The sequence below is a fragment of the Kitasatospora sp. NPDC041988 genome (assembly GCF_055588525.1).
In genome coordinates this window covers 44,210-57,949 of the sequence record NZ_JBVJCO010000030.1, presented here as the reverse complement: position 1 = coordinate 57,949, position 13,740 = coordinate 44,210, and the positions used below count along the sequence as shown (strand labels likewise).

Sequence of the window (13,740 nt, the reverse complement as noted above, 5' to 3'; positions counted from 1 at the left end):
GCGTACCCTTTGAGGTGACAGAGTCCGGACAGTGGCGCAAAAACGCCACCACGGACGGGGACAACTGACTAAGGACTGAGCGACCCTGGCACGCCGTACGCCCGACGGTCCGCCGCCCGCGCCGACGGTGCAGCGGATTCGTCTCCGCTACACCAAGCGCGGCCGGCTCCGCTTCACCAGCCACCGCGATTTCCAGCGCGCCTTCGAGCGTGCCCTGCGCCGGTCGGCCGTGCCGATGGCCTATTCGGCCGGCTTCACCCCGCACCCCAAGGTGTCGTACGCCAACGCCGCTCCCACCGGGGTGGCGAGCGAGGCGGAGTACCTGGAGATCGGGCTCGCCGCGGTCCGCGACCCGGAGGAGCTGCGTGCGCAGCTCGACGAGTCGCTGCCGAACGGCCTGGACATCATCGACGCGGTCGAGGTCCGGACGCCGAACTTCGTGGAGCGCCTGGAGGCCTCCGAGTGGCAGGTCCGACTGGACGGTGTCACCCGGGAGGAGGCGGTCCGCGCGGCCGGTCTTTTCCTGGCCGAGGAGCGGGTCGAGGTCGAACGCCTCACCAAGAACGGCGTGCGGGTCTTTGACGCGCGCGGCGCGGTCGCGGCGCTGGAAATCCTCCCGCCGCAGGTCGACGGCGGTGCGGACACGGATGGCGAAGGGGCCCGCGATGTTCGGACCGGCCGTCCCTGTGCGATACTGCGCCTGGTAGTACGACACGCCACACCCGCCGTACGACCCGACGACGTATTGTCCGGTCTCCGTGCGACGGCCGACCTGGCGCCGCCGGTCCCCGCAGAGGTGACCAGGCTGGCGCAGGGGCCGCTCGACGAGGAGACCGGCACGGTGACCGACCCGCTGGCGCTCGACCGCGCCGCGGCCCCGGCCGGCCCAGTGGCGGCCGGCGAGCCGCGCGCAACCGCGTCCGCCTAGCGGGCGGAGGCCGGGACCAGTACCCACTGGGCCCGCTGTTCCTCCAGGCCCCCGCGGCTCCCCAGGGGAGCGAGCGTCGTCGAAGCACAGGCCGGCCTCTTGCGGCCCGCCGACCCCGATGGTCGGTGGGCCCGAGGACCCCGTCCGGGAGCCACCCGGGGTTGGGGGACGGCGAAGCTTGGGAAAACCTCAGAAGACTGGTCAGACCAGAAGACTTTCGACACCCCGCCGAGGGCGGGGCGCCGAGCGAGACTACGAGCCCCTGTGCGGCCTCGCGTCCGCACGGCGGCACCGAGAAAAGGTCCGGCCCGAGCATCCGTCGCGATGCCGGCCGGCCACCGGTGCCCTGCCGTGCCCGGATACGGAGCCCGGGGGCCTGACGGGAGATCCACCCGCATGCTCGATAACACCGATCCGCAGCAGTCTGCGGCAACGGAACAGAACGAATCCGCCGTCACCGGTGGCGAGGGCGCGTCCGCCGCGCCGCCGCGCCGCCGTCGCCGTGCGGTGTCCCGCCCGGCGGGCACCCCGCAGGGGGCGGCCGCCGAGGGCGCCGAGACGGTGATCCCGGCCGAGGCGCAGGCCGCCGAGGCGCCCGCCGCCGTCGAGGCCGCGCCCGTCGAGGCCGAGCCGGCCGCCGAGAAGCCGGTCCGGGCCCGCCGGACCCGCAAGCGCGCCGAGGCCCCCGCCGGGGCGCCGGAGGCCAGCCCGATCGTCGTCACCGCGCCGGAGGCCGCCGCCGAGGCGCCCGCCGCCGTCGAGGCCGCGCCCGTCGAGGCCGAGCCCGCCGCCGAGAAGCCCGCCCGGGCTCGCCGGGCCCGCAAGCGTGCCGAGGCGCCGGTCAGTGCGCCCGCCGCCGCGGAGGAGCCCGCCGCCGCACCCGCCGAGGCGCCCGCCGCCGTCGAGGCCGCGCCCGCCGAGGAGGCCCCGGCCGCGCCGGCCCGCCGCGCCCGCCGCCGCCGTGTGGTCGAGGCCGCGCCGGTCGTCGAGGAGACTCCGGTTGAGGAGCCGGCCGCCGAGGAGGAGCCCGCCGAGGAGGAGGCCGAGGCCGTCGCGCCCGAGCCGGCCGCCGCCCCGGAGCCCGCCCCGGCCCCCGTCGCCGCCGAGGCCGAGCCGCCGCAGCGGGTGCGCCGCCGCGCGGTCCGCCCGTCCACCGCGATCTTCCAGGCCCCGGTCTTCCAGGAGCCGGCCCCCTTCGTCGCCCCGGCCACCCCGGCTGCCGCGCAGCCCGCCGCCGCGGCGGCCCCGGCCGAGTCCCCGGCTCCGGCCCCGGCCGTGCAGGCTTCGGAGACCGAGGACGAGTTCGAGTACAGCGGCGTCGGCCGCCGTCGTCGTACCCGCACCCAGGTGCGGGTCCAGACCCCGTCGCGCCGCAAGGCCGCCGCTCCCGCCGCCCAGGCCGCCCCCGTCGTCGAGGAGCCGGTCAAGGCGCCCGTCGTGGAGGCGCCCGCCGCCGTCGAGGCGCCCGCCGCCACCGGCCCCGAGGCCGAGGGCGAGTGGGAGGAGGACGGCCGTCCGTCCCGCCGTCGCCGCCGGGGCGGCCGTCGCCGCCGTCGTGGCGAGGCCGAGGAGTTCGAGGCCGAGACGGCCGAGGCCGAGCAGCCCGTCGAGGAGCCGGCCGCCGCCGACGAGGAGGAGGGCGAGGACGAGGACGACCTGTCCGCCGGCCTGGCCTCGTCTCGCCGCCGTCGCCGCCGTCGCCGCCGCAGCGGTGAGGCCGGCGCCACCGAGGCCGCCGAGACCACCGAGGACGGCGTCCGCACGGTCGTGAAGGTGCGCGAGCCGCGCCGCCGCTCCACCGAGCCGTCGTTCGACCCGGACGAGGTGCAGTCCATCAAGGGCTCCACCCGCCTGGAGGCCAAGAAGCAGCGCCGCCGCGAGGGCCGCGAGCTGGGCCGCCGCCGGGTGCCGATCATCACCGAGGCCGAGTTCCTGGCCCGCCGCGAGTCGGTCGAGCGCGTCATGGTGGTGCGCCAGAACGGCCAGCGCACCCAGATCGGCGTCCTCGAGGACGGCGTGCTGGTCGAGCACTACGTCAACAAGGAGCAGGCCACCTCGTACGTCGGCAACGTCTACCTGGGCAAGGTCCAGAACGTGCTGCCGTCGATGGAGGCCGCCTTCGTCGACATCGGCAAGGGCCGCAACGCGGTGCTGTACGCCGGTGAGGTCAACTTCGGCTCGCTGGGCGGCCACGGCGGCCCGCGCCGGATCGAGTCGGTGCTGAAGTCCGGCCAGTCCGTGCTGGTGCAGGTCTCCAAGGACCCGATCGGCCACAAGGGCGCCCGCCTGACCAGCCAGATCTCGCTGCCCGGCCGCTACCTGGTGTACGTGCCCGAGGGCTCGATGACCGGCATCTCCCGCAAGCTGCCGGAGAACGAGCGCGCCCGCCTGAAGCAGATCCTCAAGAAGATCGTCCCGGACGACGCGGGCGTCATCGTGCGCACCGCCGCCGAGGGCGCCTCCGAGGAGGAGCTGACCCGGGACGTCCAGCGCCTCCAGCAGCAGTGGGAGGACATCCAGAAGAAGGCTGCGACCGGCAACGCCCCCGCGCTGCTGTACGGCGAGCCGGACATGACCGTCCGGGTCGTCCGCGACATCTTCAACGAGGACTTCACCAAGGTCATCGTCTCCGGCACCGAGGCGTGGAGCACCATCCACGACTACGTCTCCAATGTGGCCCCGGACCTCACCGAGCGGCTCCAGCGGTGGACCTCCGAGGTGGACGTGTTCGCCACCTACCGGATCGACGAGCAGCTGATGAAGGCGCTGGACCGCAAGGTCTGGCTGCCCAGCGGCGGTTCGCTGGTGATCGACCGCACCGAGGCGATGGTCGTCATCGACGTCAACACCGGCAAGTTCGTCGGCCAGGGCGGCAACCTCGAAGAGACCGTCACCCGGAACAACATCGAGGCGGCCGAGGAGATCGTGCGCCAGCTGCGGCTGCGCGACCTCGGCGGCATCATCGTGATCGACTTCATCGACATGGTGCTGGAGTCCAACCGCGACCTGGTGCTGCGCCGGCTGCTGGAGTGCCTGGGCCGGGACCGGACCAAGCACCAGGTGGCCGAGGTCACCTCGCTGGGCCTGGTGCAGATGACCCGCAAGCGGGTCGGCCAGGGCCTGCTGGAGTCCTTCTCCGAGCCGTGCGTGCACTGCAACGGCCGCGGCGTGATCGTCCATATGGAGCAGCCGAGCACCCACGTCCACGCCCCGGCGGCTCCGGCCGTCGAGGCGGGCGCGGGCGGCGGCAAGCGCCGGCGCCGGGGCAAGGGCGGGGCGGGCCAGGAGGAGCCGCACGCCGCCGAGGCGGCCGTGGAGGCCCTGGAGGTCGCCGAGGCCCTCACCGAGGCGCCCGAGCGCGAGGAGATCGAAGGCCAGCTGGCGCTTGAGGTAGCGGAGGCCGAGGTCGTCGCCGAGCCGCAGACCGAGGCAGCCGAGGTCGTCGCCGAGGCGCCCGACCGGCCGAGCCTGGTCGAGATCCCGGCCGCCACCGCGGCGCCCGCCGGCCGCACCCGCCGCCGTGCGGTGCGCAAGGCGACGGCTCCGGCGGGTGCGCCCGCCGAGGCCGAGATCGTGGTGCTCCAGGCCCGGGCCGACGCCGCGCTCGAGGCGGCCTTCGCGGCCGCCGAGACGCCGGCCGAGACCCCTGCGGAGGCTCCGGTCGAGACGCCGGCCGAGGCGGAGCCGGTCGCCGAGCCGGTGGCCGAGGCCCCCGTCGAGGCTCCTGCCGAGCCGACCGAGGCCCCGGCCGAGGCCCCGGCCGAGGCCGCGACCGAGGCCGCGACCGAGGAGCCCGCCGAGGAGGCGCCGGCGCCGAAGAAGCGGGCCGCGCGCAAGACCGCCGCGAAGAAGACGGCCGCCAAGAAGACCACGGCGGCCGCCGCGAAGAAGACCACCGCCCGCAAGACCGCCACCAAGCGGACCAGCGCGGCGGCCAAGAAGGCCGCGGCCGCCGAGGGTGATTCGGCAGCCGAGTAGTGCCCGTGGTCCGGGGGCGGGTGACCGCCCGCCTCCGGGCCCGTACGGTCCGGTTTGCCCCCGCGGCGGCTGGTCCGTATTCTTGACCCTCGGCGTGTCTACGCCTTTTGCTCCCGAGCACATCACCTCCCGGGCCACTCGTCAGAGATGCCCGGGAGAGGTCCCTGTGTCCGTACCCAGGTGGCTGGCATCAGGAGCTCCGACCGAGTTAGGAAAGTGGGTACCGCATGTACGCGATCGTTCGCGCAGGCGGCCGCCAGCACAAGGTCGCCGTCGGCGACGTGCTGGAGATCGACCGTATCGAGGCCAAGCCGGGTGACTCGGTGGAGCTCTCCACCATCCTGGTCGTCGACGGTGACGCTGTCACCTCCGACCCGTGGGTGCTGGCCGGCGTGAAGGCTCACGCCGAGGTGGTCGACCAGACCAAGGGCGACAAGATCGTCATCCTGCGCTACAAGAACAAGACCGGCTACCGTCGTCGCCAGGGTCACCGCCAGCGTCACACCGCTGTGCGGATCACGAGCATCGACTCCGTCAGCAAGTAAGGGGATAGCGAGATGGCACACAAGAAGGGCGCAAGCTCTACCCGTAACGGCCGTGACTCGAACGCCCAGCGCCTCGGCGTCAAGCGCTTCGGCGGCCAGACCGTCAACGCCGGCGAGATCATCGTTCGCCAGCGTGGCACCCACTTCCACCCGGGCGCCAACGTCGGCCGTGGTGGCGACGACACCCTGTTCGCGCTGACCGCCGGTGCCGTGCAGTTCGGTACCCGTCGCGGCCGCAAGGTCGTCAACATCGTGGCCGTCGAGGCCTGAGTCCGACAAGACTCACAATGAAGGGTGGGCCGGAATGATCCGGTCCACCCTTCATGCTTTACAGCAGGTCAACACTTTCTTCGCACTGGAGGCACACCCATGACCACCTTCGTGGACCGCGTCGAGCTGTACGTCGCCGCGGGTAACGGGGGCCACGGCTGCGCCTCCGTGCACCGGGAGAAGTTCAAGCCGCTGGGAGGCCCCGACGGCGGCAACGGCGGGGAGGGCGGCAGCGTCATCCTCACCGTGGACGCGCAGATCACCACCCTGCTGGAGTACCACCACTCGCCCAAGCGCAAGGCGACCAACGGCAAGCCCGGCGCGGGCGGCAACCGGACCGGCGCCGAGGGTCAGGACCTCGTACTGTCGGTGCCGGACGGCACCGTCGTGATGGACCGGCAGGGCAACGTCCTCGCCGACCTGGTCGGCCACGGCACCAGCTTCGTCGCCGCCGCCGGCGGCCGCGGCGGCCTGGGCAACGCGGCGCTGGCCTCGGCCCGCCGCAAGGCGCCCGGCTTCGCGCTGCTCGGCGAGCCCGGCGAAGCCCGTGACATCGTCATGGAGCTCAAGTCCGTCGCCGACGTGGCCCTGGTGGGCTACCCGAGCGCGGGCAAGTCCTCGCTGATCTCGGTGCTCTCCGCCGCCAAGCCGAAGATCGCGGACTATCCGTTCACCACCCTGATCCCCAACCTCGGCGTGGTGACCGCCGGCGACACCGTCTACACCGTCGCCGACGTTCCCGGCCTGATCCCGGGCGCCAGCCAGGGCCGCGGCCTCGGCCTGGAGTTCCTGCGGCACGTCGAGCGCTGCTCGGTGCTGGTGCACGTGCTGGACTGCGCCACCCTGGAGCCCGGCCGCGACCCGCTGACCGACCTGGAGACCATCGAGGCCGAGCTGTCCGAGTACGGCGGCCTCGAAGACCGCCCGCGCCTGGTCGCGCTCAACAAGATCGACGTGCCGGACGGCCAGGACATCGCCGACCTCACCCGGGCGTCGCTGGAGGAGCGCGGCTACCGCGTCTTCGAGGTGTCCGCCGCCTCCCGCAAGGGCCTGCGCGAGCTGAACTTCGCGATGGCGCAGATCGTCGCCGAGGCCCGGGCCGCCAAGCCGCTGGAGGAGTCCACCCGGATCGTGCTGCGGCCGACGGCCGTCGACGACGAGGGCTTCACCATCACCGAGGAGGACGGCGCCTTCCGCATCCGCGGCACCAAGCCGGAGCGCTGGGTCCGCCAGACCGACTTCTCCAACGACGAGGCCGTCGGCTACCTCGCCGACCGGCTGGCCCGCCTCGGCATCGAGGACAGGCTCTGGAAGGTCGGCGCCCACGAGGGCGACACCGTCATCATCGGCCCCGAGGAGAACGCCGTCGTCTTCGACTGGGAGCCGACCATGGCCGCCGGTGCGGAGATGCTCGGCCGCCGTGGCGAGGACCACCGCTTCGAGAACCCGCGCCCGGCGGTCGACCGCCGCCGCGAGAAGCAGAAGGGCCGGGACGCGGCCGAGTCCGAGTTCCTCGCCTTCGAGGCGCTCTCCAGCGGCCGCCAGGCCGCCATCGAGGGCGACGACGAGGACGAATGAGCCTGAACGCCGCGGCCCCCGCCACCTTTCGAGGTGACGGGGGCCGCGGCGTTGTTCGGGCCTGGCGGAACGTCACTTCGCCCAGGAGGCCTGGTACTTGGTCCGGTCGACATTGTCCGTGTAGGCGACCAGGGCGACCGGCGCCTTGCCGGGGAGGCTCACGACGTCACAGCCCTTGACCTCCATGCCCTTGCCCGCGCCCTGGAACGTGGGGGCGGCGCACTTGGGGAGCGGCTTCGCGGAATTCCCCGCGAAGGAGCCCTGCTTGCCCTCCTGGTCGAACACCAGGAACTTGGAGTTCGGCGCGCTGAAGGAGAGCTTCTTGTCGCCGAGGTTCTTGATGTTGTAGCTGAGGTACACGAGGGTGCGGCCCTCCAGGCCCGCGGTGCTGACGCCGGCGGCCTTGAGGTCCTCAATGGAACCCGTCTCGTAGCCGGTGACGGTGATCTCCAGCTTGTTGTTCATGTCGAATGTCTTGTCGATGTACTCGACGGTGGCCGGCTGGCCGACCTTGACCGCGTTGGCGGCCTTCGGCAGGCCGGCGGCCGCACCGCCACCGGCCGCACCACCGGCGGCTGCCCCGCCTGCGGCTGCCCCGCCCGCGGCAGCGCCGGTCGCCCCGGCGGACGGAGCGGTGGTCGCGCCACCGGCGGCCCCGCCCGCGGCGGCCGGGGAGGTGGCGGTACCGCCGGCCCCGCCCGCGGCGGCACCACCGGTGGCGGCACCACCGGCAGCGGCGCCGCCGGCCGGCGTGGTCGCGGCCGACCCGGCGCCGGCGGCGTCCGAGTTGTCCGGGCCGCAGGCGGCGAGCGAGAAGGCGGTGGCCGTGGCCAGGACGGCGACGGTGAGCTTCATGCTGTTCGAACGCATCTGTGCGCTAACTCCTGGGCACGCGCCCGCGAACCGTTCCCGGCCTGCCCATGCGGCGGTGCCCGATCCACGAATGATTGGAGACATGGGTACAGCGGGCAAGAAGCCGTCCCCCGATCTGGCTTTCGGTCAGGGACCATACCAGTCGGCCGGATTGCCGTACGCCCTGTGGCGAGGCCGTGACCAGGCCGGGTCCAGCCGGTGAAATGCCCTGCGGGCGGAGTGCGCCGATCGCGTAGATTGCGGATAACGGCAGGGCCCCGGCCCGTCGTACCCGCACCACACCGGAAGGGCGTACAGCGAGATGAGCGAGGACTCACTGCGGGAGGAGGTGCTGACCGCACGCCGGATCGTCGTCAAGGTCGGCTCCTCCTCACTCACCACGGCGGCCGGCGGCCTGGACGCCGACCGGGTCGACGCCCTGGTCGACGCACTCGCCAAGATCCGCAGCCGCCCGGACGCCCCCGAGGTGGTGCTGGTCTCCTCCGGTGCCATCGCCGCCGGCCTCGCCCCGCTCGGCCTCGACAAACGGCCCAAGGACCTCGCCCGCCAGCAGGCCGCCGCCAGCGTCGGCCAGGGCCTGCTGGTCGCCCGGTACACCGCCTCCTTCGCCCGGTACGGCCTCCGGGTCGGCCAGGTGCTGCTCACCGCCGAGGACGCCAGCCGCCGCGCCCACTACCGCAACGCCTACCGGACGCTCGACCAGCTGCTGGCGATGGGCGCCATGCCGATCGTCAACGAGAACGACACCGTCGCCACCGCCGAAATCAAGTTCGGGGACAACGACCGGCTGGCCGCCCTCGTCGCCCACCTCGTCCGGGCCGACCTCCTGGTGCTGCTCTCCGACGTGGACGGCCTCTACGACGGAGACCCGAGCCGCCCCGGCACCAGCCGGATCGCCGAGGTGGCCGGCCCGCACGACCTGGACGGCATCGAGATCGGCAGCGCGGGCAAGGCCGGCGTCGGCACCGGCGGCATGGTCACCAAGGTCGAGGCGGCCCGGATCGCCACCGGCGCGGGCATCCCCGTGGTGCTCACCGCCGCCAGCCAGGCCGCCGACGCACTGGCCGGCCGGCCCACCGGCACGCTGTTCCTGCGCACCGGCAGCCGCTCCTCCGACCGGCTGCTCTGGCTGGCCCACGCCAGCAGCCCCCGCGGCTCCCTGCACCTGGACGACGGCGCGGTCGAGGCGGTCGTCTCCGGGGGCGCCTCGCTGCTGCCGGCCGGGGTCACCAAGGTCGACGGCGAGTTCGCCGCGGGCGATCCGGTGGACCTTCTTGCCGAAAACGGCCACATCGTGGCGCGCGGACTGGTCAACTTTGATGCGAGGGAGTTGCCCCGCCTGCTCGGCCGGTCCACCCGCGACCTGGCCCAGGAGCTCGGCGCCGCGTACGAGCGGGAGGTCGTCCACCGCGACGACCTGGTCGTCCTGCGCGGCTGACCGGGCCGCGGGCGGCACGGGCGGCTCCGCACGGGGTGCACGCCCGGCCGCGGGCGAGGAGGGGCTCAGCCGTACGCGCCGGGCCGGGGCCGGCGGGTACGACGACACGACATCGCCGAACAGGAGGCCGCCGGTGGAACGCAGGCGCGAGGCAGCGCTGACCGGAGGAACGGCGGGCCGGCGGCTGACCAGCATCGACGGCGGACGCGGGAGCGACGGCCCCGCCGAGCCGGCGGGTCCGCCACCGCACGGGCCCGGCGCGGTACGCAGCATCCGGCCGGACCGGCGGGGCGAGGGCGATCCGCCCACCGTGCCCGAGCAGGCCCGGCTCTGGCACGTGGTGCTGAGCGTCTCCGGGCCGGTCACCCCGCTGTCCGAGCTGCGGGCCGGGCTGGAGCGGCTGGCGCACGACCACTCGTTCTTCCTGACCGCCCGCTACGCCGCCGACCACGCGGAGATCCGCTACTGGGAGCAGGCCCGCGACCTCCACGACGCGGCGGCGATCGCCCTGCGGCTGTGGGGCGAGCACAAGGCGACGGCGAAGCTGCCGCCGTGGGAGATCGTCGGCCTGGAGGTGGTCGACCGGGCGACGTACCACAAGCGGGTCGCCGAGGGCTTCGGCGATCCGCCGCCGCACCTGGGCGGCGTCCACCCCTACTGACCTCCGGGCCTCGGCCCGCCTCCGGGGCGCTCCGGTACGGTGCCGACGGCCGGCGCTCCCAGGCCCCCGGGGCCGCCTCGTTCCTCCCCTGCGGCACCGGCGCGCCCCTTCGGCCTCGTTCGGCGCGTGTCTCACCGGGCGAAATACCCGGCGGGCGGCGGTTGCGGAGTCGCTACCCTTGGCGCATGACCAGCGACCTCGCCACCGCCGACAGCCCCGTCCTCGCCGTAGCGCGCCGAGCCCGGGAGGCCGCCGCCGAGCTCGCCCCGCTGCCGCGCCGGGCGAAGGACGCCGCGCTGCTGGCGGTCGCGGACGCCCTGGTGGCCCGCAGCGCCGAGATCACCGCCGCCAACGCCGAGGACGTCGCGCGGGCCCGCGAGGCCGGCACCGCCGAGTCGGTGATCGACCGGCTGACCCTCACCGACGAGCGGATCGCCGCGATCGCCTCCGACGTCCGTGACGTGGCCGGCCTGCCCGACCCGGTCGGCGAGGTGGTCCGCGGCTACACGCTGCCCAACGGCCTGGACGTCCGGCAGGTCCGGGTGCCGCTCGGCGTCGTCGGCATCATCTACGAGGCCCGCCCGAACGTCACCGTGGACGCCGCCGCCCTCTGCCTGAAGTCCGGCAACGCCGTGCTGCTGCGCGGCTCGGCCTCCGCGTACCGCTCCAACACCGCGCTGATCGCCGTGCTGCGCGACGCCGTGGCCTCGGCCGGCCTGCCCGCCGACGCGATCCAGCTCGTCCCCGGCGAGAGCCGGGACTCCGTGCAGGAGCTGATGCGCGCCCGCGGGCTGGTGGACGTGCTGATCCCGCGCGGCGGCGCCTCGCTGATCCGCACCGTGGTCGAGGGCTCGACCGTCCCCGTCATCGAGACCGGCACCGGCAACTGCCACGTCTACGTGGACGCCCAGGCCGACCTGGCGATGGCCGTCGGCATCCTGCTGAACTCCAAGGCCCAGCGGGTCAGCGTCTGCAACTCCGCCGAGACCCTGCTCGTCCACCAGGACATCGCCGACACCTTCCTGCCGCTCGCGCTCGCCGCGCTGGCCGGGGCCGGGGTGACGGTGCACGGCGACGACGCGGTGCTCAAGGCCGCCGAGGGCTCGCCCGCCACCGTGGTGCCGGCCACCGAGGAGGACTGGGAGACGGAGTACCTCTCCTACGACCTCGCCGCCGCCGTGGTGCCCTCGCTGGACGCCGCCGTCGCGCACATCCGCCGCTGGTCCTCCGGCCACACCGAGGCGATCGTCACCACCTCGCAGGCCGCCGCCCGCCGCTTCACCCAGCTGGTCGACGCCACCACGGTGGCCGTCAACGCCTCGACCCGGTTCACCGACGGCGGTGAGTTCGGTTTCGGTGCCGAGATCGGCATCTCCACCCAGAAGCTGCATGCCCGCGGCCCGATGGGACTGCCCGAGCTGACCAGCACCAAGTACATCGTCACTGGTGACGGGCATGTCCGGGGCGAGGCGACGCAGACCGTGGGCGGCGCGGCCGACGCCGGCTGAGCCCCTTCGCGACGGGCTCCGTCACACGTGTGACGGACCAACTGCGAGGAGCCACAGACAAAACGCCCGCCCGGTAATACGCTGAATCCGTGGCTGAGGATGTGGGGGGCTTGCCGTACCCCGACGGCGCCGACCACGGTGGTGCGGACGACGAGTTCGCCACCGTGGTCTTCGATGAGGCCTTCGTCCGCTCCGCCGCCGTGCACGAGCCGACGGCCAAGGAGCGGCAGCTCGCCGCCGCCGAGGCCCGGTTCGAGCCGGACACGGCGGCAGCGGGCTGGGGCTATGACGTCCCGGTCGGTGACGGGCTCCCGCTGGAGCTGCGCCCGTACCCGAGCGGGCTCGACGACGACCGCCTCTACCCCGACCCGTGGTCGGGCCCCGGCCGGGCGGCCGGGCGCCGGACCCGCCGGTGGGGCCGGGCCGGCGGTTACGATCCGGTGCGGGCGCCGAGCGGGCGCTACGTCGCCCAGCAGCGCTGGCACCGGCCGATCGCCTGGGTGCTCGCCGTGATCATGGGCGTGAGCCTGGTCGCGGTGGCGGTCGCGGCGGTCTACCAGGGCGTGGGCGGGGCCGGCGGCGGTACGCCCCGGCGGCCCGAGTCCGGCAGCAGCAGCGTGGGGGCCGACCCGGCGTCCTCGCCGGCCGAGCCGTCGCTCGTGGTCACCGCGCCGGCGGGCTGATCGCTGGGGGTGGTGCGCCCCGGGGCGGGCGGTCACGGAGTGCCCCCGGGAATGTGCGCCGGCACCCTCGTGGCGGGGGGCGGATGCGTCTTACCCTGGTGTCATGGGTGACCCGCGAGAGCCTCCGGAGGGTACGCCCGACGGTGGTTCCGGAAACGAGGACGAGTACCGGTCCGTCGTGTTCGACGAATCGTTCGTCCGGGCTGCCCGCATCCAGGAGCTGTCCGCCCGGGAGCGGCTGGCCGGCTCCTTCGGCCGGGCCACCCGCCCGCGCGTGCGGCTCGGGCCGCTGGGCACCGTGCCCCGGCAGGCGCTCGCGCTGCTGCTGCTGATCCTGGTGGCCTTCGCCGCCGCCGTGTACTTCGGCATCAGCGCGCCGAACCGGCAGGCCGCGCGGCCCGAGGGCAGCCAACTGACCGTCAGTCTGGTGGCGTTGAGCCCGGCTTCGGCGGTCCGGCCGGTCGCCGACCCGGCCAGTCCGTTCGCCGGGCTGCCCGCCGGTTACGGTGACGGCGCGCTCGGCCTCGGGACGCCCGCGGGGGCGGCCACCGAGCACTTCAGCAGGGTCGAGGTGACCAAGGCGCTCGACACCGTGCAGCGCTACCTGGTCGCCTCCTCGCTGGCGCCGGCGGCGCTGGTCCAGGGGGCCACCGCCGAGGTGAAGGCATTCGTCACGCCCGGCGAGCAGGCCCAGTTCGACACGAGCGTGGCGCAGCCGGTCGACGACCGGCACCACGCGCTGACCGGCTGGGTGGTCCGCTTCGACCCGGCGCAGGTCGCGCTGGCGGCCGACACCGTGAAGGTGGCGGGCGCGATGCGGATCGACGAGGCGGACGGCGGCACGCTGCAGATCACCACCGACCACACCTTCGCCTACGCGCTGAAGCCGGCCGGGGCGCCGAGCGGCGCACCGGTGACGCTGGAGACCGTGCGGCGGCAGCTGACCTTCCAGTTCGACCGGCTCGACCTGGCCTCCGCCCAACTGCGGCTGGTGGACTCGGTGCTGCAGGCCGGGCCGGTGCCGTGCACCGGCTCGCTGGCGGCCTTCGTCCAGCCGGTGCTGGCCGGGCCGGACGGCACCCAGGTGCCCAGCCCGACGGCGATCGACCCGGGCAACCACGCCCGGCCGGCCTGGCAGGTCTGCGGCGTGCTGGCGGGCGGCTGAGCGGTCCTGTTCCGGTGCCGCGGGCGGGGCCGGACGCGCCCAAAGACCCCCGCGGGGGGGGGGGGACGGAGCCGGGGGCCGTCCTGCGGGGCGTCGTCCGCTCCGTTGTTTCG

Annotated in this window: 11 protein-coding genes; 10 read left to right on the top strand and 1 reads right to left on the bottom strand. The window is 74.3% G+C overall.

The annotated features are described in order from the left end of the window. Positions 1 to 127 precede the first annotated feature (127 nt). The 5 genes from ACZ6NC_RS27140 (at position 128) to obgE (ending at position 7,299) form a co-directional block, all read left to right on the top strand. The gene (locus ACZ6NC_RS27140; protein WP_465736376.1) at positions 128 to 928 is read left to right on the top strand and encodes a TIGR03936 family radical SAM-associated protein; all 801 of its coding nucleotides are present in this window, start codon (positions 128 to 130) and stop codon (positions 926 to 928) included. Between the two features lie 396 nt (positions 929 to 1,324). Beyond that, positions 1,325 to 4,906: an Rne/Rng family ribonuclease gene (locus ACZ6NC_RS27135; protein ID WP_465736375.1), complete on the top strand. Its 3,582-nt coding sequence runs from the start codon at positions 1,325 to 1,327 to the stop codon at positions 4,904 to 4,906. A 227-nt stretch (positions 4,907 to 5,133) separates the two neighbouring features. Next, a complete protein-coding gene (rplU, locus tag ACZ6NC_RS27130; protein WP_376162381.1) occupies positions 5,134 to 5,451 on the top strand; it encodes a 50S ribosomal protein L21 in 318 nt (105 codons plus the stop codon). Between the two features lie 12 nt (positions 5,452 to 5,463). Continuing rightward, positions 5,464 to 5,721 carry a 50S ribosomal protein L27 gene (rpmA, locus tag ACZ6NC_RS27125; RefSeq protein ID WP_148645173.1) on the top strand — a complete coding sequence of 86 codons (258 nt, stop codon included), beginning with the start codon at positions 5,464 to 5,466 and terminating at the stop codon, positions 5,719 to 5,721. A 99-nt stretch (positions 5,722 to 5,820) separates the two neighbouring features. Beyond that, positions 5,821 to 7,299, top strand: a complete 1,479-nt coding sequence (gene obgE / locus ACZ6NC_RS27120) for a GTPase ObgE (protein WP_465736374.1) — start codon at positions 5,821 to 5,823, stop codon at positions 7,297 to 7,299. Positions 7,300 to 7,371: 72 nt separating this feature from the next. On the opposite strand, the gene ACZ6NC_RS27115 is transcribed toward obgE, so the two are convergent. Further along, positions 7,372 to 8,169, bottom strand: a complete 798-nt coding sequence (locus ACZ6NC_RS27115) for a hypothetical protein (protein ID WP_465736373.1) — start codon at positions 8,167 to 8,169, stop codon at positions 7,372 to 7,374. Positions 8,170 to 8,473: 304 nt separating this feature from the next. Here ACZ6NC_RS27115 and proB point away from each other — a divergent pair, with 304 nt between their 5' ends. From proB to ACZ6NC_RS27090, 5 genes are all read left to right on the top strand, one after another. Then, positions 8,474 to 9,610 (top strand): glutamate 5-kinase, encoded by a 1,137-nt coding sequence (gene proB, locus ACZ6NC_RS27110; protein WP_465736372.1) that lies wholly within the window; start codon positions 8,474 to 8,476, stop codon positions 9,608 to 9,610. A gap of 133 nt (positions 9,611 to 9,743) precedes the next feature. Beyond that, on the top strand, positions 9,744 to 10,271 hold the full coding sequence (locus ACZ6NC_RS27105) for a hypothetical protein (RefSeq protein ID WP_465736371.1): 528 nt from the start codon (positions 9,744 to 9,746) through the stop codon (positions 10,269 to 10,271). A 185-nt stretch (positions 10,272 to 10,456) separates the two neighbouring features. After that, complete coding sequence (locus tag ACZ6NC_RS27100; protein WP_465736370.1) at positions 10,457 to 11,779, top strand: glutamate-5-semialdehyde dehydrogenase; 1,323 nt, start codon at positions 10,457 to 10,459, stop codon at positions 11,777 to 11,779. A gap of 89 nt (positions 11,780 to 11,868) precedes the next feature. Next, complete coding sequence (locus ACZ6NC_RS27095; RefSeq protein ID WP_465736369.1) at positions 11,869 to 12,462, top strand: SCO2584 family spore wall biosynthesis protein; 594 nt, start codon at positions 11,869 to 11,871, stop codon at positions 12,460 to 12,462. A gap of 103 nt (positions 12,463 to 12,565) precedes the next feature. Further along, positions 12,566 to 13,627, top strand: a complete 1,062-nt coding sequence (locus tag ACZ6NC_RS27090) for an SCO2583 family membrane protein (protein WP_465736368.1) — start codon at positions 12,566 to 12,568, stop codon at positions 13,625 to 13,627. Positions 13,628 to 13,740 lie beyond the last annotated feature (113 nt).

What these genes read in the sequence shown, in the direction of transcription:
- ACZ6NC_RS27135 (WP_465736375.1), top strand. Translation starts at nt 1,325, where the DNA reads ATGCTCGATAACACCGATCCGCAGCAGTCTGCGGCAACGGAACAGAAC.
- rplU (WP_376162381.1), top strand. Translation starts at nt 5,134, where the DNA reads ATGTACGCGATCGTTCGCGCAGGCGGCCGCCAGCACAAGGTCGCCGTC.
- rpmA (WP_148645173.1), top strand. Translation starts at nt 5,464, where the DNA reads ATGGCACACAAGAAGGGCGCAAGCTCTACCCGTAACGGCCGTGACTCG.
- obgE (WP_465736374.1), top strand. Translation starts at nt 5,821, where the DNA reads ATGACCACCTTCGTGGACCGCGTCGAGCTGTACGTCGCCGCGGGTAAC.
- ACZ6NC_RS27115 (WP_465736373.1), bottom strand. Translation starts at nt 8,169, where the DNA reads ATGCGTTCGAACAGCATGAAGCTCACCGTCGCCGTCCTGGCCACGGCC.
- proB (WP_465736372.1), top strand. Translation starts at nt 8,474, where the DNA reads ATGAGCGAGGACTCACTGCGGGAGGAGGTGCTGACCGCACGCCGGATC.
- ACZ6NC_RS27100 (WP_465736370.1), top strand. Translation starts at nt 10,457, where the DNA reads ATGACCAGCGACCTCGCCACCGCCGACAGCCCCGTCCTCGCCGTAGCG.
- ACZ6NC_RS27090 (WP_465736368.1), top strand. Translation starts at nt 12,566, where the DNA reads ATGGGTGACCCGCGAGAGCCTCCGGAGGGTACGCCCGACGGTGGTTCC.